The following is a 26730-nucleotide window of genomic DNA, read 5'->3' on the forward strand; positions in this document are numbered from 1 at the left end:
TGAATACAGAGCACACGGCATCTTCACTTGTTTTCGCAGGTTCAGATACGTAATTATATCTTGCAGATCGTAGGCACAATACCGTCTTAACGGCTCGCGCAAATCTTGAGCATTGTCCAAGGATCTTATTTGACCTACCCACCGGAAATATCATCACCTTCGACAGGAAAAGCGGCAGAACCGGCAGATCTCGCCGGAGAACGTGTGGACGCTCTCTACCAAACCGAACTGATGGATAGCGGCCCGGAGGAACGTTTTGACCGGTTGACGCGGTTGGTCGCCGTGACACTGTCGGTGCCTGTTGCGCTCGTATCACTTGTCGACACGAAGCGACAGTTCTTCAAAAGTACCTTCGGTCTTCCAGAGCCGTGGAAAACAGAGCGCGAAACGCCATTGACGCACTCGTTTTGCCAGCACGTTGTTGCGAACGCTTCGCCTCTCGTCATCGAGGACGCAACGCTTGATCCCCTCGTTTGTGACAATCTTGCCATTCCTGATCTGAATGTCCGCGCTTATCTCGGTATTCCCTTGTTGAGTGGCACCGGTCACATACTAGGCTCGCTCTGCGCAATCGATTCTCAACCGCACCGCTGGACAGATAGGGATCAGGCTATTTTGGCGGACTTCGGCAAACTCGTCGAAGAACAGATAGCGTTGCGGGAACGGGTCGAGGAACTGGCAAGATTTGACGAACAACGATCGCTCATCCAGGGCGAGCTCGCCCATCGGATCAAAAATATCTTCTCGGTGATTTCAAGCCTGCTTCTCGTATCGGCAAGAACTGAAACAGATCTCGACGGCTATGTTCGAAGCGTCACGGGACGGATATCGGCGCTCAGCAAGGCAAGCGATTTTATAGTCAACGTCAGGCCGAGCGACGATGGGTTAACAAGCGGCGTTGCCAATTTGATTGACGCAGTACTCGCCCCCTTCAAACGGGATGCCAAGCAGGTTATTTTTTCCTGTCCGTCATTGTCAGTGGGCGAAAAAACAGCGGCGGCGCTTTCCCTAGTCGTCCATGAGCTTGCCACAAACTCGGCGAAATACGGTGCGCTCTCGACCGTTGATGGTCACATCGATCTGCAGTGCAGTTGTGATGGCAACACATTCAGAATCGTGTGGCGCGAGGTCGGCGGACCTCCAGTGCCAGAAACGCCGACCAGAAAGGGCTTTGGGACAAGGATGGTTGCAAGAACCGTAGAGGCGCAGTTGATGGGAACGATCGAGAGATTGTTCATACCCGACGGCTTGGTTGTTACACTCGAGATCCCGTTGGAGGCATTACGGCGTTAGGCGGCGATCTGAGGATACTTCATTCAGAGACTTGTGGTGACCCTAGCTACGGGCGACGATCGATTTGAGTCAGTGCGTTTAACTCGTCGTATAAACTGGGATGTCTATGACTGGGCCGTCAACATGCGCCTGGACCAGGGTTCCTGGAGTCATCACGCCCCTACGGCGAATAAATAGGTCTTGGGCCACAGACGAGAAAGTGGGGCGCAGAAGCGAGGACCCGACTGCACAACCAGTAATTAAATTTCAACTCCGGGAACTCACTTGGTAAGCATCCGGTGAAGGCCGCAGGTCAGGCCGCCTGAGCACTCAGCGGCATCAGACATAGCTGAATGGCAAAGCCTAGGCGGTTGTGATTACGTCTCCGCAGTTCGATCTCCAGGCGACCCGCCAATGACAACGAAAAGTGTCGGATCAGCCTGTCCTCGTCGACTGGTATGTCGATAAGCTTCCGTCGATCTTGATCTTTGAGAAGCTTGCGCTTTGCCATTGCCTCACTCCATCCATGACCAATCTGCGCTGAGCGTCGTCGAGTCGGGCCGGACAGCGAAATCAAAACTGGCGCATGTCGATGGCAATCCACAGAGATCGAATGCCTAAAACCCGAGCTATGGCATTGTTCACGCTTCGTTCGGGCTTAGCGTACGATTTCGAACTGCTCTTGTTCTGTTCTGACCCCTACCCCTGACGGCTGAGGCCTTCCCAAATACAAAAGACTTTCATCACCGATCACTAGTTGAGATAACGCCAGACGGGGTGAACGCCGTCTGGCGTGTGGCGCGACTGGTTAAAGTGCCGTATCGGTTTCAACGCCGAATGCTGTCATGCGACGATTTCAAGCCCGCTGTTCCGGCAGTGTTTTTGCATCGCCATCAACACGTCCCGAAAACCAATTTGCCAAAAGCGCGCCAGAAATGTTGTGCCACACGCTGAATATGGCGCTTGGAACCGCCGCAAGAGGCGAGAAATAAGCAGTTGCGAGCGCCGCACCCAGACCGGAATTCTGCATCCCGACTTCGATGGCGATCGCCTTACGCTTTGCAAGCGAAAGGCCTGTCGCCTTAGCCGCGAAATAGCCGAGCAGATAACCAAGGCCATTGTGCAAAACGACGACTGCAAAGATCATCAGGCCGGACTGGGCGATCGCGCCTTTCGATGCACCAACGACTGCCGAAACGATGAGCACGATGCCGATGACGCTGACCAGCGGTAGTGCTGGGACTGCGGCCTTGACGACGCCAGGGAGCAGCTTCTGCAGCGCAGCACCCAGAGCTAACGGCACCAGCACCACCTTAACGATGCTCAGGAACATCGCCCAGCCATCGACCGGCAGGAACTGGCTGGCAAATATCCATACCAGGAACGGCGTCACCAGCGGTGCTGCAAGTGTCGTCACCGAGGTGCAGGCGACCGACAGGGCGACATCGCCTTTCGACAGATATGTCATGACATTGGAAGAGGTACCGCCCGGGCAGCAGCCCACCAGAATAACGCCAGCCGCGACTTCCGGAGGCATCGGAATAATTAGTGTCAACAGCACCGCCAGCAACGGCATGATGAGGAATTGGCCTAGCACGCCGATGGTGACGTCGACGGGACGCTTCACAACTTCGCGGAAATCATCCACGGACAGGGTGAGACCCATTCCGAACATGATGATCGACAAGAGCGTTACGATCCAGGGCGCGATCTGCTTGAAGGTGTCAGGGAAAAAGAAACCGAGGACCGCAAAAAGAATGACCCAGGCGGCGAATGTCTTGCCGACAAACGTCGAGATGGTTGCCAATGTTTTCATATCCTCACTCCCTAATTCCAGAATTGTCGCGAGGTCTAAATGGCAGGGTCGAGGTGTCAAGGTCATGCACAGCCTTCTAAGGTCTTACGGTAAGTCAGCAGTGCCTAAAACACAGAAATTTGCGCATTCGTCGGTAAAATTCATGATCACGAAAGACCGATTTTTATAGAAAAGACAGGCCGCCTCCCCTAAGTTAAAGGTCTTGGCGCGTGCTGCGTGCGCTACGGGTTCCTTCCCGAAATTGACGGAGACTTCGATCAACCTCTCACAAGGGAGCGAGACCCCATGTCTTCAGAAACAAGACCCGGTCGCATCCAATCCACTCTGCGCCATTTCCTCGACAAAGAGGCATCTGGTGGCATCGTCCTCATGGTCGTCGCAGTTTTGGCGATCATCACCGCCAACTCACCGCTGGCGAAAACCTACTTTGACCTCCTTCACATCTACATCGGGCCACTCAGCCTGCAACACTGGATCAACGACGCGCTGATGGCCGTCTTCTTCCTGCTCGTCGGGCTGGAAATCAAACGAGAAATGCTGGACGGCCAGCTTTCGACCTGGAGCCGACGTATCCTTCCAGGCGCAGCCGCCGCGGGTGGAATGCTGTTTCCTGCGCTGTTCTATGTCTGTTTCAACTGGAATGATCCGGCGGCGTTACGCGGATGGGCCATTCCAACCGCGACTGATATCGCTTTTGCACTTGGTGTTCTATCGCTTCTGGGCAGCCGGGTTCCGGCCTCGCTCAAGATATTTCTGGCAGCCCTTGCGATCATCGACGATCTTGGCGCAGTCATCGTCATCGCAATCTTCTACACAGCCGACCTTAATATCTTGGCCCTTGCGGGCGCGGGCATCGTGGTCGGCAATCTGATCATCTTCAACCGGATGGGCGTCAAGGCGCTCTGGCCTTACCTTGTGCTGGGTGCGGTGCTTTGGGTTCTCGTGTTTGCTTCTGGCGTTCACGCGACATTGGCCGGTGTTATTCTGGCACTGACAATCCCACTGAAGCTGACACCCGGCACGCCGGAGGCCGCCCATGACGAATCTCCTCTGCACAGGCTCGAGCACCTGCTCCACAAGCCCGCTGCTTTCGTGGTCGTACCAATATTCGGTTTTGCCAATGCCGGCGTATCGTTTTCAGGTATTTCCATGTCGGTCTTTTCCGAGCACCTGACGATGGGTATCGCCGCCGGCCTGTTGCTTGGCAAACTGGTCGGCGTCCTCGGCACGGTGGCTCTTCTGGTGAAGCTTGGTGCTGCAGATCTTCCCGCCCAGGCAAGCTGGGGACAAGTGGCGGGCACGGCGCTGCTGTGCGGCATCGGCTTTACGATGAGCCTGTTTATCGGCCTTTTGGCATTTGACGATCCGGGCGTTCAGGATCGTGTGAAGATCGGCATTCTCTTAGGCTCGATTCTGTCGGGTGTGCTGGGGGCTACTGTGCTTTTGATATCCGGACGGCGTAGAGCGAAGCCATAGGCATTTCGGCATCCCGGCTGGCCATGCAGACGATTTTTGCGTCGCGTCAGGGCGCTCGATACGGGGTTATTGCGCGATTTTGATGCTGTGGGCAACGTCCCTTACCCGCTGCCTGTCGCTCTCGAGGGTCAATGCCAGTTCGGCACGCGCAAGGGCTTCCTTGGAGTGTCGAACGGCATTGTCCCGAAAGCGGGGCTGATCAAAGCGTGCAAGAATGCCAAGGGCTTTTTGAAGACGAAGACAGACTTCAACGAGGGCTGCACCGTCGCGTGCAATCGGCGTGAACAGGTCATCGAAAATGTCGTCAAGAAGGATTGGCGGAACGTAAACGTTGTCAAACTCGATTTCATCGTGCGATGAAGGGTCTACCGGCTCATTCCAGACCGCCAAAACGCGCAGCGAGCGGTTGATGACATCAATGGCAGTGCCTGGATCGTTCACCGCCGGAGACAAGGCTCGAGACGCGATTTCTGATAGAACCGACGCGCCGAACCGCGGATCCTGGTCATAAGAGCGGGTATCATCGACCGAAAAGCATGTCCTGATGGCACCAAGGGTCTGTTCGAGGTCATCACTTTCGATACCCTCGACTGATGCTATCGGGCTGGTCGGATCGATCAGTTGTCCTGAGATCATCCGCACGAAAATCCGTGCCTTAGCATCTTTGCCAATGCGCGACAGCGCGGCGATATCGAGGTGCTGGATATAACCGATTCTGTCGATAAATACATTGATTGCAGAGGTTGGAATGTCCTTGGTATCGGCCAATTTATGGCCCCCAAGATAGGGGCGCTGGCGTCGCGAGCGCATAGCTTCGATTGTCACCTTTTCGACCCGCTCCGTGGTCTCCGTGACGCGACCAAGACGTGAGAGATGGTCGATCCAGCGCAAGAGCGTCCCGACGATCAGCACGATAACAGCGATCGTGACGATAAACAGCACGACCCGACCACGATCGCCATAGGCACCGGTGCTCAGCGCAATGATGCCGACAAGGCTGAACAGGAACGAACCGACAAAGGTCGCCAGCACATTTTGCGTCGTGCTGTCTTCCATCACCAGCTTTGTCGCACGCGGCGTCACATTGGTGGTGGCTGCCGAATAGGCGGACACCATTGTGCTGAGAGAGAATGTCGTGACCGTCAGCATGCTCGAAGCAATGATGCCAAGGATATTGTCAACGGCGTCAGCGCCGATTTGGGTCGGTAGGTCACTCGGAATATAGGGACTGACAAAGATGGCAACCAACGCGGTGGCGACGGCCAGAATGGAAAACAATGTCGCGCGGAACCAGATGCGGCGCGCGACTTTTGCAAAAAACCAGCCCCAGCGTGATGTCATCAGAATTCCATCTTCAATAAAGAACGCGCAGGGTGTCGATTAACACGATGCTTTCCTGATCGGCAATGCGAGCAACCCGCACTCACGTTCACTCATCAATCAAATAGCAAAACAATTCCACTATCAGTCGCGTGATCTTGCATTCGTCCAGCCCAACGATGAGTGTACGATCAGTCATTGTCGTTTGGAATGTTGAGCAAATGACCGCAAGCCTTGCAGTGTACCGCATCCACTTCGTGCCGTTGGAGGCCACATGTCTCACAAGGGTAGGTGACTTTGTAGGGCCGAACGATCGATTGCGCCAGCCTGACAAACAGCGAGATGCCAACAATCATTGTGACCACAGACGTTAACTTCCCCAACGGTCCGGGCAAGGTGATGTCGCCGAACCCAGTCGTGGTCATGGTTGCGACAGTAAAGTAAAGCGCATCGACAAAACCAACGATACCACTCTCGTGGTAGAAAAACGTCGTGTAAACAAACCCCGTCACCATAAACAGGAAAACGAGGAAGTTCAGCGAAGCACGCACGACGTCCCTGTAATGATGGCAACCCAGTCGTTTTAGAATGAATGCAAATAGAGGGCTCTCTCCAACTGCCCACAACCGCATTGCGCGCAAAAATGCGAAGTTGAAAAGGGCATCGGGGAATAGAAGCGTGGCCAGTATGACGAAGTCAATCCATGTCATCGGTCGCTTGAAAGACGCTACGACAGAGCCAGTTGCGAAAGCCCGGGCGAGGATTTCGGCTAAAATCCACATTGCGATGAGATAGTCTATGATCAGATAGGAAGGCCCACTGCGCAGGAACGGGCCGAAGATAAAGAACGCAATAATGCTGACATCAATCACGGCGAGCACCGCCTGCCAGCGCAAAGCCCATGTGTCGCGTCCGCGTTCAATGCGGCGCATCTTACTCCGCAGTTGCTCGATCCGCCCCGGCAAGGGACTTTTGGCTTCTATGTCTGGTGTCATCCTTAACGGATAGAGGTCCGACACCAGCAGGTCAACTTCGAGCGCGGCTCTTTAATCGAACTGATCTGAGTGTGAGGCGACCACCAATCTGACGGATGCCAGCTGATCAGTGGTCGTCATTTTTTAGAGACCGTTTTAAGCTAGGGTAAAGATCAGCCCCGACAAGGCGAAGCCCAATAGACCAACCAAAGTCTGCATCACCGTCCATGTCTTGAACGTCGTTTTAATATCCATGTTGAAAAACCGGCCAACAAGCCAGAAGCCGGAATCGTTCACATGGGAGAGCATAACAGAGCCCGATGCGACTGCTATCACGATAGCAGCCAGTTCAATGCCTTGGTAACCAGCAGCCTGGACCGCAGGTCGGATAAGTCCGGCGGCGGCGATGAGAGCCACAGTCGCCGAACCCTGCGCAACGCGTAGCGCCGTAGCGATCAAAAAGCCCGCAACAAACACGGGCATCCCGATATCTGCCAGTGCGCTCGAAAGCGCGTTACCAATTCCAGAGGCGCGAAGGACACCACCAAACATGCCACCCGCCCCGGTGATCAAGATTACCGAGCAGACAGGGCCAAGAGCGGACTCCACGATGCGTTCAACCTTCAGGGGATCTCGACCACGCATTGGGCCTAGCACGACGCCAGCGACCAAAACCGATATCAAAAGTGCGATCGGCGTCGAACCAATGGCCCGAAGCAGCTGGAACCAGGCAGCGTCTTTGCTGACCCATTCTTGGGCGCGCGCAAAATCCAGCCCGGTGTTCATGAAGATCAACAACAAAGGCAGAAGCAAAAGCGCGACCACCAAACCGGCGCTCGGCAAGGACACGTCGCCTTCCACCGAATTTTCCTCAGAGACATTGTCTGGAATAGGTAGAAAGATACGCTTCCCGATCCATTGTCCAAAAAAATGGCCAGCAACGATCCATGTGGGAATAGCGACAATCAGCCCAACGATAATCAGCAAGCCGACATCAGCACCCAATAGCTCAGATGCTGCAACTGGTCCTGGATGCGGTGGTACAAAAACGTGCATGCAGGAAAACGCAGTTGCGACCGGTATGCCGTAAAGCAGCAGGCTACCACCGAGACGGCGACCAACCGTAAACATCACCGGAAGCATGACGACCAGGCCTGCGTCAAAGAAGATCGGAAAGCCGAAAAAGAGAGACGCAATTCCCAAAGCCATTGGCGCGCGTTGCTCTCCGAAACGCCGAATAAGGTCATCGGCCAGAGCCTGCGCGCCACCGGACACTTCCAATAGCCTGCCAAGCATCGCACCAAGCCCAACGAGAAGCGCCACGCCACCGAGCGTGGAGCCGAAGGCCGTCGTGAGCGTGTTCATGATGTTCGCCGTCGGAATGCCCGTAACAAGCGCAGTCAAAAAACTGACCAGAATGAGTGCCACAAAGGCGTGAACACGAAATTTGATGATGAGCAATAACAGAAGCGCCACCGCGCCCACTGCTATGGAAATCAAGGTACCCGCAGACAATGTCTGTTCGAATTCCGGCAAATGAATACTCCTTTACTACGGACGCTGACTTTCGCCGCCTGCTTCAAACAGTCGTTTGTAGCTAAATGTTTGAGTTCACAGAGAACCAGTTCGGTCCTCTTATGAAGAAGCAGCCGCTCGGCTTCAACGCGAGACGATGATTTACCCGTAACATTACTGAGTGTCGCGCTTCTTTAGGGCATGTCCAAGCTCTTGATGGGAATCGAACGCTGCACCCTTAGTTCGGCTAAGCTGCTATTCGGCGTACCATTAATCCTCCTCTGGACGCTTCTCAGGCAGCAGTGAGGGGTCCGCCAGTACACGAAATAGTCATACGTCCTCGGGATAGAGACGAGGGAAAAGGGTATCGAGCGCTTGGACTGGAAAGCGCAGCGACACGGGCCCCTTTTCGGTAACTGACGCAAGCAGGCCCTCATCCGTCAGCGCCTTTAGAACGCGCCGCGCCGATCGATCTGGCAGACCAGTGATACGCGAAGCCTCTCCCCGTTCAAATTCTCCGCGCACAAGGGCTTCCTGAAGTAAGGGCGCGCACTCGTCAGGCAAAGTTTCCTGACGATAGACATAACGCTTGAGGCGTCCCCCTAGTGTTTTGAGGTCAAACAGGCTGTCCATGTATTCGAGCTGATCGAGACACACGCGTAGAAACCAACTGGTGAACAGTTCCAGTCCCTTGAGCGACAGGTTGCCCCGTCCATCGCGGTCGCCCTGACGTGGCTCGTCTGCCCAAGCCATATGCTGCTTATATTCGGCCCGTCCTTCAGGCCCCCCCGTCAGGCCTCGAGCCAAGCCGCGGGAAACTGACCAGAGACCATGAGCTCCCACTCCGGCCGCTTGTGCCATCGCATGACTCATCAAACGGCTAACTCGGCCGTTGCCGTCTGGAAACGGATGGATGTAGTTGAAACGGTGATGCGCGGTCGCCATCGCAAAAAGGCGGGCGCTACGGCTCCTCCCAACCGCCATCATCGCTTCTACTGGAGCCGGCTGGAAGGCGAACCGCTTATGGAAGTAGGCCATGAAATCGGGCACGCGATCGCTCGCAGGAGGCAAATGTCTGCCGACCTCGACGTCCTGCTCCTCCCCTCGCCGCCATTCGCCGGGCGTCATAACAAAGCTGTGGTGGTTACCAACAATCGTCAGCATCTTTACTGTTGCGCCATCATAAAAGGCGCGGTGAAGGTAGCGGATGAATTCTAGCGATGCAGGATCAGGCAACGTCCCTGCCGCCTCTCGCTCGTCGATCTCCTGCTGAACACGATAGTGGGCGACGGCTTCGATCTTGAGGTCGCGCCGATCGTCCTCGGGCTTAATTCCCTGCAGGGCCTGCTCGATCTCACGTGGTCGGGTGTTGTGGCCTTCGATCAGATTACTATAGTAGGTGTTCATGATCCTGACGGTGCGGGCCAGTTGGGCTGCGGTTTCAGGATGGAGAGCCCGGCCAAGTCGTTCAGCCCTAGCGACAATCTCAAGCGAAAGGTCCAGCAGTTCGCCACTGGGATGCTCGATACGCGCCGGTTCGATGCGGGTAGATGCTTCTTCGACAGTCATTTTGGCCGATATCCAGTTTCCTTATATCGTTTATATATATGGGATTTTTGTCGATTTACCATCACATTTGGCCGATCTTTTGGCCGATGTTATCGTCAGTACTATAGCCCCGTCATCAAGACACGACCCACCCAATCACCAAAAAGAACTCCAGCAATGACACCCGGTTAGTCTTCCCTGGCAAATCTTTGCGAACTTGTGGCCTTTCCATTGCGATGTTCATATTAGTTTACTCGCCTTGATGGGGTTTGAACCGACGACCCGGTGTTTCAAGCGCCCATAAAACTACTAAGCCGTCGAGAATATTACGTTTTGGACTAGGCTGACTTATGACACTGTCTTTCGGCGCTTTGCAGAGGAGCATTGGCGAGGTCGCCATCATCACCGTTGTTTGACATCCTCAAATCTAAGATCGAAGCGCGCGAGGTACTTCGTCAGCCGATCTGCATCATTGCTGCTCTTTTTCTCCAATCGCGAGACTGCAAACAAGGCTCTGCCGGCGGAGCTCGCCGTCGCATGCTCGCGGCAGCTATGGAGAACAGTCGCAAGCTGCACAGCGTCGAAGTGATCGAGGCGAGCCGCAGCTTTTGTGCCTAACACTTCCTCGATGATCAAATCCGGTCTGCCGTGGTCACTCGAACTGCCCCAAAACGCATTCAGCCGTCGGACTTCATCGTCAACGACGTCGGTCGTGATACGCCCATGCGCCAATCGCTACCACCCATGCGCGGCATACGCAGTATGTCAGCGTTCGAGAGGTGAGCCAGGTCCGCCAAAGTTTCATATCCATGTTGGTAGAGCATGAAAACTATGTAGGGCTTCATCTTAATATCTGAGAGTGATTTTTGATCGTTTGTCATTCCGACACGATCCGCAAAATTCACTTCAAAGCCTATGCCTCCGGAACATCCTTGAAGGGAGCGATCTCGGCAATTTTCTGGAATTCACTAAAATGTTCCAGAGGATCTTTTAAAGCAACGCTGAACATTGGCAGGAATTTTGGCGACGTACCCGGGCGCGACCGTGATGTAGACGTTGAGCGTGAGGCTCTCCACCCAATCTTGTAGAGAAGATTGGGCGGAAGCTGATTCAACAAGGCCTGTAGACAGGTTTCAGATCAGACTTTTTAAAACTCTTCCCAGCTATCGGCCTTTGCGGCGGTGTTGCCACGCACGGCGTTGGAAACGCGTGCCATCAGACGTCTTGCCGGAGACGGCGCTGGTGGTGTTTCCAGATCTCTGCGAGGACCGGTTGCTGCATGGGTTGAACCAATCTCGAAACTGGCGATCAGTTGGAATAGTGCCTCCGCTTCCCTGGCCAGCGAATGGCTTGCCGCCGTCGATTCCTCGACCATGGCCGCATTCTGCTGAGTGCCCTGGTCCATGGTGTTGACGGCAGTGTTGATTTCCCGCAGTCCAGTCGCCTGCTCCTTAGCGCCTTCGACAATCGCCGTGACATTGGTGCTGACACCCTGAACTTGCGCGACGATCTGTTCCAGAGCTTTGCCGGTTTCCGTCACCAATTCGACGCCGTTCTTGACCTGTATACCCGATTTGCCAATCAGCGCCTTGATCTCTTTTGCAGCTTTAGCGGAACGCTGCGCGAGTTCGCGCACTTCCTGGGCAACGACGGCAAAGCCTTTGCCCGCCTCGCCAGCTCTGGCGGCTTCAACGCCGGCATTCAGGGCGAGCAGATTGGTCTGGAAGGCGATCTCATCGATGACACCGATGATGTTGGAAATCTCATTCGACGAAGTCTCTATCTCGTGCATGGCGGTGACAGCTCTGCTGACCACCGCACCTGAGTGCTCCGCCGATTGGCGCGTCTGCTGGACCATGTTGCCGGCCTCTTCGGCGCGCCTGCTTGAGTCGGTGACCGTCGTCGTTATCTGCTCCAGCGCCGCTGCTGTTTGCTCGACCGATGCTGCCTGTTGTTCCGTCCGCTTCGAGAGATCGTCGGCCGCCGCACGGATCTGATTGGACCCGGCTGCAATTGCCTGCGCATTCTGGCCGACGCGCCGCATGGCGTCCTCGAGCTTTGCGACGGCATCATTGAAGTCGAGACGGACCTGATCAAGCCGGTCTGCAAAGGTTTCGGTAATCCTGTAGTTCAACTTGCCATCAGAGAGGCGGCCTAGCGCACTGCCGATGCTATCGACTGCAAAGCGAACTTCCGACGCCTCCTGTGCCTGCAGGCGTTCACGGTCAGCACGCTCCTGCTCGGAAAGCGAACGGTTTGCTGCGGCTTCCTGTTCAAGCCGAACCCGATCACGTGCATTATCGCGAAACACAGCCACAGTGGACGCCATGGTTCCAATTTCGTCAGGGCGTCCCTCACCATAAATGTTGACGTCGAGATTACCCTTGGCAAGCGCGTCCATCGCGCCGGTGATGGCGTTCACGGGACGGATGACACCCGCAATGACTATCCAGATAGAAAAAGCGGAAACGGCGGCTGCCATGGCTGTTAGCGCAATCATCAATGTTGTCAGCATTGCCCTCAGGTCATTGCCCTCTGCCAGCTTCTCCTTGGCGACGCGGATTTGCACATCGACCAGCTTGGCGATATCTCCACCCAGAGGATCGATTGCCGGATAGAGTTCTCTGTCTGCGAAGCTGGCGAGCGCAGAAGCATCTTTCGACGTGAGGATACCGAGAAGCTTCTGGACGCGGACGTCCGCCTTCAAGCGCGCTTCTTCGAAGTGATCGGCAAGTTGCTTTTCTTCACTTGTAAGGGTGGTGGCTATGTACGCCTTCCAATGATCGTTCACATCAGTCAGTGCAGACTGGACATTTGCTGTCCCCTCAACCGGGGACAATGCACCGGAACGAACCTTATGCACGGTATCGACAATGTTGACCGCGTAGCGATCACCAATTATTTTCAAATGCTCCATCGGTTCGACGCGATCAACCACGATGGAATCAGCAATTTTCGCTTCCTTTTCCATTGCGTAAAAGGAAAAAGCAGCAATCATCACAATTGTAGCGGTGAGCACCGAGATGCAGGCAAGCAGTTTCACACGGATAGTCATTACATCCTCAACCAGGCAATAGAGACGCACGTCTCTCGATAATTCGGCAACTGTTCGGGGCTGTCTGGCAGGATGATGCTTCGCTGAGGATCCCCATCCTCAACTCGCCGCGGATTGGACAATCATGGGCGCACCCGTTAAATCTAGGGGCAATCCGTTTATGAATTATAAATAACTGGATAGAATTGCCTAAAAATTACCCATCGCGAGTAAAAATTCACCATTCGAGTTCAAGTTGAACCGAAAGATAAGCTATGCGCAGATATGCCGGACTAGCATTATTGGGTTTTAGCATAGCCACGGCGGCCATAGCGGCGGACGGATCAAAAACACCAGAGGTGTCGTCGGTCAATCCCAACGAGCCGGCTTGCCTGAAGGTGCCTGCGGCCGATATGGAGCAATTCGTTGGTGCTCCTGCACGTATACGGGAGACTAACAACGGCTTTTGTTCTTGGAAAGGCAGCATATCAGGTGCCTATGTAAAGGTCATGTATTTCAAGGGCGAAAGCCTTGGTATCCCCGCTGGGGCGGAGCGTGCTTATTTCGATCAGGGTATCGAAGTCATAAAGGCCGAGAACAAGCCCGGGGAGCTCGTGGAAATTCCTGCGTTAGGCGAAAGTGCCTGGGGACTGAAAATCGCCGGAAACACAACGAATTTCTATTCTGTTTACATGTTCAAGAACAAAGACAGCATCACCATTATGTCCAACGGCGTCGGTTACGATGCGACCGTTAATATTGCGCAGCTTTCGGCGTCGCGCATGTGATCACTCCCGCGCTGTCGTTTTGCATTTAATCGTAACATTCCAGTCCTCACAGTTTCAACAAGATAGCCCTGCATTTAATTTGAGATTATGGCTTCGCTTTTTCCACTTGATTTGAGCTTTCCGCCGGAGAGAAAGAATGCCAAACGGCACGCCGAGCGCGCGCTGGATCTCGACGGGCCATCGCCGAAGGATGCGCGCAAACGGCTTGTCGAGTTCTGGTTCATGATCATGACGAAAACCGGGATTTCATTAGGCTCGTTTCCGTTGAAAACATCCGTTACGCCGCGCACATCTCGAAGTGGCCTATCATCCGTGATTCGAATTCTACCGTAATCCCCAGACTGGAGAGGGTGCTGACAAAAGGCCGAGTTAATGGCGTTTTCCGAACGGGTATGAGTGTGCTGGACCTGTACCTTCTTGTCGCTGGCTTTCGTTACATGAAAGCCTCGAACTGGTGGTGGACAGTATTCTTACGGACCTCGGGTCCATCAAATGGTTTTATATTCTCGATGCAAGCGAATTCCTGCGGTCCAGGTCGCAGTTACGAAACGGGAAACCATACTTCTTTCAATCAGGAGAAAGATACCCTTACAATGCTGACACCGCCCACCAACTTATGGTGTGAGCTTAGCACATTGACCCAGAGCGACAGGTCGTTCCGAAAACGACAACGCGACTTTTCTGGCATGGATGCATCAATAGCTGATATCAGCTATTGATGGAAACAAATACACGCATACTTGAGGTCGTTCTCAAGGGTGCCTCTAGGTTCGGATATCGTAACGTCAACGATACAGGGCTAGATGTCTCGTCTTTGGTCCCAACGGTCATGGTACCAGAGCCACTGGTCTGGATACTCCCTAATCCAGCTTTCTACCTTTCCGTTCAAAAGCTGGGCTGTCCTCCGGACATCTACATAACCCCTCTCATCGCGCGGGATCACAATTTTCCGCTCAAGCTCCAGCCGGAACCGGTTGTCGGGTAGGCGAATGCAGCGAGCGGGAAAGACATCGCATTCGAACTGCCGTACCAATTTTGCTAACAGAGGGTTGGTTCTCACGTCTTCACCGAAGAACTTGCTCAGCAGGCCTTTACGGAACTTCTGATCGACTAGAATACCGACGCCGCCTCCACGCTCCAGTTGACGAGCAAGTGCGAACGAGAAACCCGCGTGCGAAGGAACAAGGTTCCCCATCCTCTGCTTTCGAAATTTGGAGATTTTCTCGGCGATGTATGGATTGTTGGGAGGACGAAACAAAGTAGTTACATTCAGGCCAAACTTGGCCCTGACTACGGCCAGCAACTCGAAATTGCCTGTGTGCGCAGTGAATACGATAAACGGCCGCTTATGATCGTTAAGTTCCTGAAACTCCTCAATCCCCGTAACTTCGATCCGCCCGGTTTCATCCCTCGCAGGATCATAATCGAACAATTGGTCTAGGAAGACATATTCGGCGGCTAGTCGACCCATGTGTCCCCAACTTGCTATCGCAATTTCCCGTCGCTCAACGTCTGATTTCTTTGGATACGCAAGAGCCAGATTATAAAGCACGAGCTTATGTCGTGGGGTCATCGGTCCAACCATCCGCGCAAGCCGATCTGAAAATCTGATCGCTGGATCGGCAGGAAAAAGGTTCAGGACGCTCAGGAAACTCAAAGCTATAGCGGCATTGAGCCATTGGCGGCATTTGTCTATCCGAGAGGCGAACTGCCTCAATATTCTCTTAATAGTACTATTCATTCACGGCTTCTTTTTCCTATCTCGCTCTCGCCTATCAAGCCGTCAGCCGCACCCCCCCTAATTCACCAGTGCTGTGCAACCCGGAGAGGCAGGTGAAATGCCCCCAGAAGGCTGTTACAGCGAGATGGTGGAAATGCCGGAGGCGAGACTGATGACCAGAGAAGAAATGCTAAGCTACTCTCAAGCGGTCTGTGATGGCCTTCGCGAGGATGCAGACGGGGTGAGACGCGAAGTTCTTGCTCACGCAGGAAATAGGTGGTCGCTTGGCGTTATACACACCCTCGGCGTTTATGGCAGACTTCGGCACGCGGATGTCGGTAGACGGATGCACGGCGTAACGCAGCGGATGCTAACTCGCACCCTCCGCCAACTCGAAAGAGATGGCCTCGTCACGCGCCACGATCTCGTCGAGATGCCGCCTCGGGTGGAATACGAACTGACAGAAATGGGTATGGGTCTCCTCATTCGTATGATCCCCTTGTGGACATGGGTTGTGGAGAATTCCGAACAATTCCGAAAGTCACGCGAGGAATTTGATTCCCGGCCGCCGGAGAAGCCTTCCTGGCAAACGTTCTAACGGTCGAGAAACACGCCGCTCTTTTGATGTCATCACGACCTCGACAGGATGGAATGGGAGAGTGCGGCATACCGCGCTCCCCGTGTCTTATCATCACCTCACGTCGACTTCCGCCCCAAGGAACGGCGTTTACCTTGTGATCAGGTTCGCGTCGATCCAATCCAACACTTCCGTTACCTTGATGCGTTCGCGCATGTTGAACGTCCCCGCCTTGTCCCATGCCATGCCTCGCCCAATGCCGAACGCTGCACGGTACTTGCGCATCATGTTTTGGGGGTCCTTTGCCAGTTCATCCATAAGGACGGGCACGGTCCATTCGGACCGGTTAAAGGGCCGATTCAAGCCCGTCTCCAGCTTGTCCGCAAGCTCGCCATAGGTGACGGTGTCACCGGCCAGGAAGACGATCTCGTTCCTGATGGTCGGTTCGTAGAAGACGATTTCAGCCGTAAGCACGCCGATGTCGTCGGGGGTGGTCAACGTAACGGCAGTATCGAAGCTTCCGAGCGCATTGACCTTGCTCTTCTCCAGATCAACGACGCCGAATTCTGGTTCGAAGAGATAGCTCATGAACATGCCGGTGGAGATGATGACCCATTCGGTCTTGCTCTGAGAGCGCAGGAGTTCACGCACATCGAGCTGAGCGTCGAAGATGTCCTGCGGACCACCTCGACCAATCGCCTCGAAATCGACACCGAACTGCCAGGGGAAATAGCGGGGAATGCCCGACTGCAGTGCCGCCCTGGCGAGCTTTATTGGCGTATTGATGCCTGCCGCGTAGCCCGTGCAGCCGATCACGGTGTCGTACTGCGAGAAGACCGACGCCAACCCCTCTATCGAACTTTTCACCAAATCGCCCAGGACGATCTCGATACCCAAGTCACGGATTTCAGCGATGTCGCGCTGCTTTGCGGGTATATCGGACTCCACGGCACTGGCGCGCAGCAAAACGCTGATCTTGGCGTCCTCGATATCCTTGGCGCGACGTGCCAGGTTCCGGAGGACCGGCATGCCGAGTTCTCCGGCACCAAGCACGAGAATGTTCCGTGACTTCACCTTGGAAATTGCGTTGTTCATCGATTTCAATCCTTCGATATTTCTTTGTTGCCTCCATTTGGCAAGGCGCTGCCGCGAAGAAAAGAAGGTACACGAATGATACTGCTGCAAAATCGAGGGACGACCGTTCCGGTTGGGTCAGCCTTCCGACTTGATCGTTGCAACATCTGCTCAATCATGTCTTCTTCGGCTATTCTTGCGTGGAGATTAGACAAAAAGCGGCCCTCGCAGAACTCCGCCATGAACAGCGCAGGCCACCATTCTCCCAAAGAGTTTTTGGACGTTGGTAGGAAATGTGCGACGGCGCGCAATCGCTGCTTTTGCCGACGTCGCAGACGATTACATGAGGCCGGACAACCCGATTCGGTTCATCGCGGCTTCCTCGAACGCAAGAATGGATCCGAGGACGCTCGAAAGACCACGCGATCAAGCCTCTATGCCTGCGCCGTAGTTCGGCCTATTTCGTCCGCTGCCCATGCAAGTTCTTGTTGCCCCAGCTACGCAGCGCTCGTTGAGTGATTGACGATATCTTCCATCCAGCTTCCGTTCTCAGAAAGTCGAATAGGTATGAACCACATGAGTGAAAAAAATCATCTCCTTCCGGCGGCTTCATGTTCAAGAACCTTAAGATGAGGTAGTTGCAGCGACCGTGCATAATTGCGCCCTCTGAATAGAGAAGCAGGTTGGAGAAGCTATGCTGTTTGGCGAGATCATCCAGGGCGCCTTTGCGCCGCGCCACGAAATCTAAACCTGACATTATCGAGGGCTCCTCTCGACCGGAGGAAGAGTAATCGACAAATATCTCGTCCGCCAACATTAAGGACATAGCGTCCCAGTCGCGTTCATCAAACGCCAGAAAAAACCGCGAAAGAAGGATGTTTATTTCCCACTCCGGCTGGTGGCTGTCCAATTCGTCCATGTGTCAATGATCCTACTTTGGGCTTTCCCTTTTCTTCATCATCATGTCAGCTGCCTGACTCCTGAGAAGAACCGCTCCCGACGCGTCGTCCTGTTTCGCGAGCCAAAGCAACGATCTACGACGGCAGACGGCTCGCGATGATGCTTGCATCCAGCGCCTCATAGCCTTTGAGATCGATCAGGTCGTAGAGTTGCGCGCGGGTCTGCATGTTCTCGATAAGGCCTGCGGTCGTGCCATGTTCAGCAAGCTCGCGGTACAAAATCTCCTGCGATCGATTGGCGATCCGCAGAGAGGAAACCGGCCATATGACCATTTTGTAGTTCAGGGCCTCAAGCTCTTTTGCGGAGATGGCAGGCGATTTGCCAAACTCGGTCATGTTGGCCAGAAGCGGCGTTGATCCCATAGCAGCGGCAAACTCGCGGAACATCGCTTCTGTCGTCAACGCTTCCGGAAAAATGGCGTCCGCACCAGCTTTGACGTAGAGCCGCGCCCTATCGATCGCTTTCTCAAGCCCTTCACTCCCCACCGCGTCGGTCCGCGCCACGACAACGAGGGATCGCCGCGCCTTTCTTGCTGCTGCAATTTTCGCCGCCATGTCATCGGCGGTGGCGAGCTTTTTGTCATTCAGGTGGCCACATTTTTTCGGCAGAACCTGATCTTCGATCTGCACTGCCGCAGCGCCCGCTTCTTCAAGGCTGCGGACCGTGTGCATCACGTTCAGGGCTTCACCAAAACCCGTATCGGCATCCACCAGCACGGGAAGCCCGCTGGCCCGGACCACTTGCCTGGTAAAAAATAGTACGTCATCAAGCGTGAGAATTCCCAGATCCGGCAACCCCATGGATGCGCTCATGGCCGCACCCGAGAGATAGAGCGTCTTGAACCCGGCCGCCTTGGCTTGCAGGGCGGCGAGTCCGTTATGTGCGCCGGGCATCTGGACGATGCCCGGGCTTTTTAGCATGTCGCGCAGCTGCTCTCCGGCAGATTGATGGTGTGTATCTGGCTCAACGAGGTAGGGCATGAGCGTCCTCAGTCAGTTTCGACAACGGTCTTTTCGCGCCATTTTCTGAACCGCGGCATGAGGAGCGGTGTGAGCAGGACAGCGACAGCCATGACCCACAGGACGATGGAGATCGGGCTTGACCAGAGGATAGCCACATCGCCAGCCGACAGGGAAAGCGCCCGCCTCAAGCTTTGCTCCAGTATTTTTCCAAGCACGAGCCCAAGAATGAGGGGTGCCATGGGAACCCCGAACCGGCGTAGGAAATAGGCTCCCACACCAAGCACCACCATAAGCACCAGATCGAACGTGGTCGACTTGCCTGAATAGACACCGATGGCGCTAACGACCACGATGAACGGCACGAGGACCCAGCCTGGGACGGACAGCATCTTGGCAAACAGGCCAACGAGAGGAATGTTTATGGCCAGAAGAATGACGTTGCCGATGAACAAGGATGCAATCAACCCCCAGACAAGGTCTGGCTGCGTGCGGAAAAGCGCAGGCCCTGGCGTGATGTTATAAAGCGTCAGCACGCCCAGCATGATGGCCGTGGTTCCCGAACTGGGTATGCCGAGCGTCAGCATAGGAATGAAATTGCTGTTCGACGCGCTGTTGTTCGCTGCTTCAACGGATGCGAGACCACGCATATCACCTTGGCCAAAACGGCTGCCTTCAGGATCGCTCCGCTCCACCACGCGCTTTTCTGTGGTGTAGGCGAGTGCTGAGGCAACAGTGCCTCCCGCTCCGGGAAGGATGCCCACGAAAAACCCGATCAGAGAGCCACGCATCGTGGCAGCATTGGTGAATTTCATTTCAGCAAGGTTGAAAAGCGGTCGTCCAAGCTGCTCGATACGCGGCGCGGCTCCACCCTTCATGCTTTCCAGCATGATCAGCAATTCGCTGATGGCAAAGAGACCAATGACGACAGTGGCAAACTGGACGCCATCCACGAGATTGGGCGAGCCAAATGTGTAGCGATAGACGCCCGAATTGGCGTCGATGCCCACCGTCGAAATTGCAAGGCCGAGCATGATGGCAAGCAGAGCCTTGACCGGTTGGTCCGTCAAAAGGCCGGTGAGACAGGCGAAGGCAAAGACCATCAGCGAGACGTACTCGATAGGACCAAACGCTAATGCCCAACTTGCCAGCACCGGAGCTGCCAGTACGATGCCAACGGTCGCGATCGCGGACCCCACAAAGGATGTCCAGGCGGAAAGTGACAGAGCGATGCCCGCCTTTCCCTGCCGCGCCAGCGGATATCCTTCGATGGCGGTCATGACAGCCGAGGCTTCGCCGGGAACGTTCAAAAGGATCGCACTGATCCGGCCGCCATATTCCGAACCGATATAGATCGCCGCCATCAGGATCAGCGACGATTCCGGTGTGAGACCGAGAGCGAAGACGACAGGAACCAACATGGCAACCGCGTTGATCGGGCCAAGTCCCGGCAATACGCCGACCATGGTGCCGACAACGGCGCCAATCGCGGCCAGAAAAAGATTGGTGGGCTGGAGTGCAATGCCGAAGCCGTGGCCCAGATAAGACAGGGTTTCCATCAGATCATTCCCCCCAGTGGTCCAACAGGCAAAACGACATCGAGGACTTTGTCGAAGAGGAGGTAGGAAGAGACGGCAAGCAAAACGCTTGTGATTACGCCCTGCCACCACAACGCGCCAAACACCATCGCAATCGGAACCATCATCAGCGTCGTCGATATGACGAAACCGACGGGTTGGAAGAGAAGAGCGTATGCCAGAAGGCAAACAGCGAGGATGAGGATCGGGCGAGTTATGCCCGATCCTTCTGTCGTATTCGCTTGGCCGGGCTTCAGCACGAGGAGCAATCCGCAAATCGCAATGGCACCTGCGGCCATCAACGGGAATGCTCTCGGTCCTACCGGTTCGTAGGCAAATGGCGCCTGCAAATTATAACCGAAGGCTATCATAACAGCGGCCAACGCAAGTGCTGCGACGCCCAGGAAGCGATCTTGTGTCATGATTACAAATCCTACTTTGTCGTCAGGCCAAAGTCGGCTGCAAGGGTCTTATAGGCTGCGACCTGCTTGTTCACGAATGCCGTCGTTTCCTCTGCCGTCATCGGCAATGGAAACAGATTGCGCTCCTGAAGCAGCTTGGCATATTCCGGTGACTTCATCGTAGCTGCGAAAGCCTCGCCCCACCACTTGTAGTCCGCATCGCTGACATCTGGTCCAACATAGAACCCACGCGCAATCGGCCATTTGATGTCAAAGCCCTGCTCGACAGCGGTTGGCACATCGGCCAGTTTTCCGGGAAGGCGTTGCTCTGAGAATATGGCAAGAAGCTTCAGCGGCGCGCCGCCATCGATAGCCGCCTGACTGTCACCAACATCGTTCATGCAGACGTGCACATGGCCGCCCTGCAGCGCCGTTGCGCAATCGCCGCCGCCTTCGAATGCAACGAACCGCATGGCCTTATAGTCGACGCCAGCGGCCCGTGCCGCCATTGCCGCCTTCATCCAGTCCTGGCTGCCGATGGTTCCACCTGCGCCGATGATGACCGAAGCCGGATCAGCCTTGATTGTAGCCATCAACTCGGTCAGGGATTTGTGGGGGCTGTCCTGCGGCACGACAACGGCGCCGTAATCCGTGCCGATATTGGCGACCCAGCGTACATCCTTTTCAGAGTATGCGCCGAACTTGCCCTGGGCAATATTCAGAAGTGAACCGGCAGAGAAGGCAACGATGGTGCCGGGCTCTGCACGGCGCTGACCGACGATGGAATTGTAAGCCACAGCGCCAATGCCGCCAGGCATATAGGAGACGCGCAACTGCGCCTTGAGTGCGCCAGACTTCTGTAGGGATGCCTGAGCGAGCTTGCAGGTTATGTCGAAGCCACCACCCGGCTGGGCCGGTGCGATGCATTCGGGTTTTGCTGGCTCTGCAAGTGCCGTCACAGGCGCGCCGGAAACTGCACATAGGAAAACGGCCGCAGACGCGGCGGAAACACTGATTTTCATAGAAATCTCCTCCAAGACTTTCGAATGCAGACCTCCATCTGCACTGATTCCCGTATATCCGACCGAAGCTTTCAAACAGCTTTCAATCCGAAGTTGCCTTGAGGATCGGCAGCAGGATGCGAACAGCAAGCCCACTCCTGTCCAAGCGGTTACGCACTTCCATCATGCCGCCCGAGGCGCGGGAAACCGTTAACGCAATCGCCAGACCAAGGCCGCTGCCATCGACGGACCGTTTTGTCGAACCGCGCCGGAATCTAGACCCGGCATGCGAAATCTCCTCTTCCGTCATACCTGGGCCTTCATCCACCACTTCGATGACGGCATGTTTGCCTTCAATGAAAAGGCGAATGGATATGACCGATTTCGATGGAGCGTAAGCAACCGCGTTGTCGATTATGTTGACGAGCGCTTCCTGCAGAAGGCCCTCATTTGCGCGCACCAACACTGTGTATTCAGGAGGTTCGAATACGCAGTCCATATGTCGACTGCGAATACGCGACCACAACATTCTGATAGTATCGGCAATGGTGTCTTCAAGAGAGAGCCGGTCCAGCGGGTAGGCCTCGTATCCTTGCGAGGTCCGCGCTCTTGCCAAGGCCAGAAGCTGGTTTGTCGTGCGCACGGAGCGGTCGAGCACATCGCGCGATGACGCCAACGTTTTACGAACGTCGTCCAAATTATCCTGATGAAGGGCAACATCAATCTGTGTTCTCAGGATCGCCATCGGCGTCCTGAGCTGGTGGGAGGCGTCATCGAGAAAACGTCGCTGTTGATCCGCCTGCTCGACGTTGCGCTGCATCAACCTGTTGACGGCCTCTACCAATGGACGGACTTCCAGCGGCAGAGAGGCGACCTCGATCGAAGTCAGATCGTCCGATTGTCTCTTGTCGATCGCATCGCGCAGGCGATTGAGCGGCTTTACCGAGGCGTAGACGCCCGCCGCAAGCAGAAGCGACAGCGCCACGATGACGAGAATGTCACGAAGGATCGCGCGGGTGATCAGTTCGTTTTGAAATGCAATGCGGGATCCCTTGGTCTCGGCCACCTGAATGATGATCTGAGCCCCGTCAGGAGTTTTGGGTGAGAGTGGCCGCTTCAGCGAACCGAGGCGGATCGTCTGTCCAAGGTAGGTCGCATCCTGAAACCGCAATTCTCCGCTGGTCATATCCGGAGCGGGCGGCAGCAAGACGTCTCCGATTTGAACCAGACCATCATCGGTATAGACGTTGAAATATACCGCACCCTGGGCTGTCAGCTCGAAAAACTTGAAAAGCTGATAAGGCTGCTCGACGCCGACCCCGCCGCTTTCCGTCGAGATATTGGAATCGATCGCGCGAATAGCGCCAGCCAGAGATCGGTCATAGGCACTATCGGCCAATTCGTTGATTGTCGTGGCGCTGAACCAAAGCGTCGACATCATGCCAACGATCAACGCTGGTAATGTCCAAAGTGCCAGTGTGGCGGTCAATCGACGACCGGGCCGGTCCGGCAGACGGTTTTCACTCATATAGCATCGACTTCCAGCACATATCCCAGTCCCCTCAACGTGCGGATGTGGACAGCATTTCCGAGTTTTTTGCGCAAACGGTGGGCGATGACCTCGACCGCATCCAACTGGATATCAACGTCATAGGAAAACATACGGTCGATGATTTTCTGTTTCGACATAGGCTCACCCGCGTGTTGCAGAAGAATGCGTAACATAGAATGCTCTCTTGGCGTCAGCTCGACTGCCTCGCCATGGAGTGAGAAACGCTGTTCTGACGAGTGGTAGCTCAACGGGCCGGAGGAAAAAGTTCCAGCGTTTTTTCCATGAGCCCTGCGAACCAAAGCGACCAACCGTGCCTCAAGTTCTTCTATGGCAAAAGGCTTGGCAAGAAAATCGTCCGCGCCCTGGTGGAGGCTTTCAATGCGCTCTGCAAGCGAATCCCTGGCCGTCAGAATAAGGGTGGGCGTTGTATCTCCCCGCGCCCGCATGGTGGACAGCAATGATCGCCCGTCCATTTCCGGGAGACCCAAGTCAAGAATGACCGCGTCGAATTCCTCGGTCTGGAGGCGCTGGTTGGCAACGGCACCATCCTCGGACCACTCCGTCATGAAGTTATAGCGGGCGAGCGCTTTCATCAGCCATTCGGCAAGCTCGGTGTCGTCTTCGATCAGCAATATCTTCATAAAAATCGCTCCGCCACAGCACTTGCCCCACGCCGTAAAGAGCGCTGCCCGATTGATCTTAGGCAGCACATCCTTCTGATTTCGTCTACATCAGCGGCGGTAGTAGGTTCATCAGCAATACCATGATCAGGCCGACCACCGAGACAATCGATTGAATAACGGAGATCGTTGCTGTGGCCTCGCCCATCGACATACCGAACGATTCCTTCACCAGCCAAAACCCCGCATGGTTGGCATAGTTGAAGAAGAGCGAGCCACAACCGATCGACAGCGCAAGCAGAGGCACGTTCAGGGCTTCGATACCGGCAAGCGGCGCAAGCAGGCCGGACGCCCCGACAATGCCGACCGTGGCAGAGCCGGTGGAAACAGATAGCAGCATCGAGATAATCCAGCCGAGGATCAGCGGAGAGAGCGCAAATTGCTGGCTGAGGTGGACGATCGCGTCGCCGACTTTCGCATCTGTCAGCACGTGTTGGAATGCGCCGCCGCCAGCGATGATCAATAGCACATTGGCAATGGGCTTGACGCTGGCGGACATCGAGTTGCGTAGCTCTTCGGAAACACCGCCGCGCGCAAATACGAGCAACGACGCAGCAAACAGGACACCGATCAGCATTGCGATCACCGGGTCGCCCAAAAAGCCCGCGATACGGACAATGGCCGAATCCTTTGCGAAGACCAGTTCGGCGATCGCATTGACGAGCATCAACAGCGCAGGCAGCAAGGCAGTCAAGAGGCTAATACCCAGTCCGGGAGGTGTCTTGACGACTTGGCCTTCAACAGCTGCCGGGGAATACTGATTGATCAGCGCATCGTCCGGCTTCACCGTCAGCCTTGGGGCGATGAAGGCGCCGTAAATCGGGCCACCGAGTACAATCGCCGGAATGGCTGCGATGAAACCATACAACATCGTCGCGCCTATGTTGGTGTTTAGCGATGCGATTGCTGTAAGCGGGCCGGGATGCGGCGGGACCATGCCGTGCATGGCTGCCAGTGCGGCGATGACCGGGACGCCGACATAGACATAGGCCGAGCCACGGACGGCCGATGTGGCCTCGAGTTTGCGCGCGACACTGAAGATCAGCGGCAGCAGCACGACGAGACCGACCTCGAAAAACATCGGGATGCCGATGACGAAGGCAGCACCGGCCATCGCCCAAGGTAGCATCCGGGTCGATGTCTTACGGATGATGATGTCGGCGATACTTTCCGTCACGCCAGAGTCAGCCAGGATTTTTCCCAGCATGGCGCCAAGAGCCACGACCAGTCCAACGGCGCCCAGGGTGTTGCCCGCGCCGCTTTCGATTGATTTGATCAGTTTGTCCGTCGGCATGCCGGTCAACAGGCCAACGGTAATCGAGGTGATGATCAGCGCAAGCAGGGGATGCAGTCTGATGCGTGAGACGATCAAAACAACAAGAAAAACAACCCCGCCAAACGCAGTCAAAAGAAGCTGAATATCAGACGCACTCATAATCTCTCCCGAGGAAATGGATAATCGGCCAGGTTCAGCGATGATTGCGAGAGCGTTTCATCGGGCAGACGCAGATGGCTCTCAGTCGTGACTTTCTGAACGAAGCTTTAAAGTATGGGATTTCCGTTAAACGCCCAGTTCCACCTGTTCGTCAATAGTCCAAAATAAGACGGTACCATTCGCGGCTGGGAGACCTGGCGCTAGGTGTCGCCACGTTCGATTGCACCTGCGGGACGGCACATAATCCGTCCCGCAGAGTATCAAAGCGTTATTTATCGAAGCTGGCCCGGATGTCTGCACCGACCTGAACGGTCGCCGCATCCGCCACATCGATGTAACCAACGCCATCTTTGATGGTCATCTCGGTTCCGAAAGGCTTTGAATACTCCTGAATGAGCCGCAGGATTCGCTCAGCATTTTCCGGCGATGGCTTCATGGGAATGTTCATGCGCGACCAGGGCCGATCTTTGCCCAATCCGAGGTCGGCCGGGTGGATGCGAACCTGGGTCAGGCGGCCATCCTTGTAGTCGACCTCGGCGATGTAGGCCATCAGGTTGATGTCCTGTTGCAGCCACTGTTCGCCAACTTCGCCGTCCTCGATATAGGTCTTGCCGTCGCCGCCATCCGGTGTGCCATCGGCGCCGAAACGATGAACCGAGAGGTTACCGAGATTGTAGAAAATCGGCCGACCCTTGTAGATCTCGATCCCCTGCATGGTGTGATTGCCCTGGCCATGAAACACATCAAGGCCATTGTCGATCAGCTCGTGTGCGAGACGGATCGCGTAGTCGGTTGGATAATGATCCTGCGAATAGGCCTGAAAGGCGTAGCGATTCTCGTGCATATGCATCGAGAAAATGGCGAAGTCGGCATATTCCTTGGCACCGCGAACCGCCAGCACCTGCGCTTGCTCATCTTTCGGGTCCATGGTGTAGAGATAGTTGCCGGGTTTGTCGCCCAGCACATATGTCTTGCCCTGAAGTTCAATCGAGTCCGGCTTGTCCCTCGGCATGTCGATCGGTCGTGCCACGTCCGGTTCGGTGCGGCGGGC

The 26730-nt window shown here is 55.2% G+C and carries 22 protein-coding genes and 2 pseudogenes; 5 read left to right on the plus strand and 19 right to left on the minus strand.

Features of this window, described 5'->3' with window-relative positions:
- The first annotated feature begins 129 nt into the window (after positions 1-129).
- Complete coding sequence (locus tag ABUK73_RS20760; RefSeq protein ID WP_353578928.1) at positions 130-1293, plus strand: GAF domain-containing protein; 1164 nt, start codon at positions 130-132, stop codon at positions 1291-1293.
- 316 nt (positions 1294-1609) lie between these two features.
- Here ABUK73_RS20760 and ABUK73_RS20765 read toward each other — a convergent pair.
- Positions 1610-1783: pseudogene (locus tag ABUK73_RS20765) on the minus strand (DUF4158 domain-containing protein); the annotation flags it as partial.
- A gap of 345 nt (positions 1784-2128) precedes the next feature.
- On the minus strand, positions 2129-3088 hold the full coding sequence (locus ABUK73_RS20770) for a bile acid:sodium symporter family protein (RefSeq protein ID WP_353578929.1): 960 nt from the start codon (positions 3086-3088) through the stop codon (positions 2129-2131).
- A gap of 285 nt (positions 3089-3373) precedes the next feature.
- Between ABUK73_RS20770 and nhaA the strand changes: the two genes are divergently transcribed.
- Positions 3374-4564, plus strand: a complete 1191-nt coding sequence (gene nhaA / locus ABUK73_RS20775; RefSeq protein ID WP_353578930.1) for a Na+/H+ antiporter NhaA — start codon at positions 3374-3376, stop codon at positions 4562-4564.
- Between the two features lie 66 nt (positions 4565-4630).
- Here nhaA and ABUK73_RS20780 read toward each other — a convergent pair whose 3' ends face one another.
- The 6 genes and pseudogenes from ABUK73_RS20780 to ABUK73_RS20805 all read right to left on the minus strand — a co-directional run bounded on the left by ABUK73_RS20780 (position 4631) and on the right by ABUK73_RS20805 (position 12976).
- Positions 4631-5905: a DUF2254 domain-containing protein gene (locus tag ABUK73_RS20780; RefSeq protein ID WP_353578931.1), complete on the minus strand. Its 1275-nt coding sequence runs from the start codon at positions 5903-5905 to the stop codon at positions 4631-4633.
- 170 nt (positions 5906-6075) lie between these two features.
- The gene (locus ABUK73_RS20785; protein WP_353578932.1) at positions 6076-6816 is read right to left on the minus strand and encodes a potassium channel family protein; all 741 of its coding nucleotides are present in this window, start codon (positions 6814-6816) and stop codon (positions 6076-6078) included.
- Between the two features lie 198 nt (positions 6817-7014).
- The gene (locus tag ABUK73_RS20790) at positions 7015-8394 is read right to left on the minus strand and encodes a GntP family permease (protein ID WP_353578933.1); all 1380 of its coding nucleotides are present in this window, start codon (positions 8392-8394) and stop codon (positions 7015-7017) included.
- A gap of 309 nt (positions 8395-8703) precedes the next feature.
- A complete protein-coding gene (locus tag ABUK73_RS20795) occupies positions 8704-9942 on the minus strand; it encodes a Fic family protein (RefSeq protein WP_353578934.1) in 1239 nt (412 codons plus the stop codon).
- Between the two features lie 381 nt (positions 9943-10323).
- Positions 10324-10647 (minus strand): annotated as a pseudogene (locus ABUK73_RS20800) (sigma 54-dependent transcriptional regulator); the annotation flags it as partial.
- Between the two features lie 421 nt (positions 10648-11068).
- Positions 11069-12976, minus strand: a complete 1908-nt coding sequence (locus ABUK73_RS20805; RefSeq protein ID WP_353578935.1) for a HAMP domain-containing methyl-accepting chemotaxis protein — start codon at positions 12974-12976, stop codon at positions 11069-11071.
- 254 nt (positions 12977-13230) lie between these two features.
- Between ABUK73_RS20805 and ABUK73_RS20810 the strand changes: the two genes are divergently transcribed.
- Both ABUK73_RS20810 and ABUK73_RS20815 read left to right on the plus strand, forming a co-directional pair.
- The gene (locus ABUK73_RS20810; protein ID WP_353578936.1) at positions 13231-13743 is read left to right on the plus strand and encodes a hypothetical protein; all 513 of its coding nucleotides are present in this window, start codon (positions 13231-13233) and stop codon (positions 13741-13743) included.
- Positions 13744-13922: 179 nt separating this feature from the next.
- On the plus strand, positions 13923-14462 hold the full coding sequence (locus ABUK73_RS20815) for a hypothetical protein (protein ID WP_454892402.1): 540 nt from the start codon (positions 13923-13925) through the stop codon (positions 14460-14462).
- A gap of 80 nt (positions 14463-14542) precedes the next feature.
- On the opposite strand, the gene ABUK73_RS20820 is transcribed toward ABUK73_RS20815, so the two are convergent.
- A complete protein-coding gene (locus tag ABUK73_RS20820) occupies positions 14543-15484 on the minus strand; it encodes a lipid A biosynthesis lauroyl acyltransferase (protein WP_353578937.1) in 942 nt (313 codons plus the stop codon).
- A gap of 166 nt (positions 15485-15650) precedes the next feature.
- On the opposite strand from ABUK73_RS20820, the gene ABUK73_RS20825 reads away from it, so the two are divergent.
- A complete protein-coding gene (locus ABUK73_RS20825) occupies positions 15651-16061 on the plus strand; it encodes a winged helix-turn-helix transcriptional regulator (protein WP_353578950.1) in 411 nt (136 codons plus the stop codon).
- 129 nt (positions 16062-16190) lie between these two features.
- On the opposite strand, the gene ABUK73_RS20830 is transcribed toward ABUK73_RS20825, so the two are convergent.
- The 10 genes from ABUK73_RS20830 to ABUK73_RS20875 all read right to left on the minus strand — a co-directional run.
- Positions 16191-17135: an aromatic alcohol reductase gene (locus ABUK73_RS20830; protein WP_353578938.1), complete on the minus strand. Its 945-nt coding sequence runs from the start codon at positions 17133-17135 to the stop codon at positions 16191-16193.
- Between the two features lie 436 nt (positions 17136-17571).
- Positions 17572-18033 carry a nuclear transport factor 2 family protein gene (locus ABUK73_RS20835; protein ID WP_353578939.1) on the minus strand — a complete coding sequence of 154 codons (462 nt, stop codon included), beginning with the start codon at positions 18031-18033 and terminating at the stop codon, positions 17572-17574.
- Between the two features lie 115 nt (positions 18034-18148).
- Entirely contained in the window at positions 18149-19054 is a 906-nt protein-coding gene (prpB, locus tag ABUK73_RS20840) for a methylisocitrate lyase (protein ID WP_353578940.1), read from the minus strand.
- Between the two features lie 8 nt (positions 19055-19062).
- Entirely contained in the window at positions 19063-20592 is a 1530-nt protein-coding gene (locus ABUK73_RS20845) for a tripartite tricarboxylate transporter permease (RefSeq protein WP_353578941.1), read from the minus strand.
- Positions 20592-21032: a tripartite tricarboxylate transporter TctB family protein gene (locus ABUK73_RS20850; protein ID WP_353578942.1), complete on the minus strand. Its 441-nt coding sequence runs from the start codon at positions 21030-21032 to the stop codon at positions 20592-20594. The genes ABUK73_RS20845 and ABUK73_RS20850 overlap by 1 nt, the downstream gene beginning before the upstream one ends.
- Positions 21033-21043: 11 nt before the next feature.
- Positions 21044-22033, minus strand: coding sequence for a Bug family tripartite tricarboxylate transporter substrate binding protein (locus tag ABUK73_RS20855; protein WP_353578943.1), 990 nt, complete (start codon positions 22031-22033; stop codon positions 21044-21046).
- An 82-nt stretch (positions 22034-22115) separates the two neighbouring features.
- Positions 22116-23540, minus strand: coding sequence for a sensor histidine kinase (locus ABUK73_RS20860; protein WP_353578944.1), 1425 nt, complete (start codon positions 23538-23540; stop codon positions 22116-22118).
- Positions 23537-24205 carry a response regulator gene (locus ABUK73_RS20865; protein ID WP_353578945.1) on the minus strand — a complete coding sequence of 223 codons (669 nt, stop codon included), beginning with the start codon at positions 24203-24205 and terminating at the stop codon, positions 23537-23539. Before ABUK73_RS20865 ends, ABUK73_RS20860 begins: the two co-directional genes overlap by 4 nt.
- An 85-nt stretch (positions 24206-24290) precedes the next feature.
- On the minus strand, positions 24291-25679 hold the full coding sequence (locus ABUK73_RS20870) for a GntP family permease (RefSeq protein WP_353578946.1): 1389 nt from the start codon (positions 25677-25679) through the stop codon (positions 24291-24293).
- 268 nt (positions 25680-25947) lie between these two features.
- The coding region (locus ABUK73_RS20875; protein ID WP_353578947.1) for a CapA family protein at positions 25948-26730 on the minus strand (783 nt) is incomplete at its 5' end.

The sequence above is a fragment of the Agrobacterium vacciniicorymbosi genome (genome assembly GCF_040427045.1).
Classification (GTDB): domain Bacteria; phylum Pseudomonadota; class Alphaproteobacteria; order Rhizobiales; family Rhizobiaceae; genus Agrobacterium.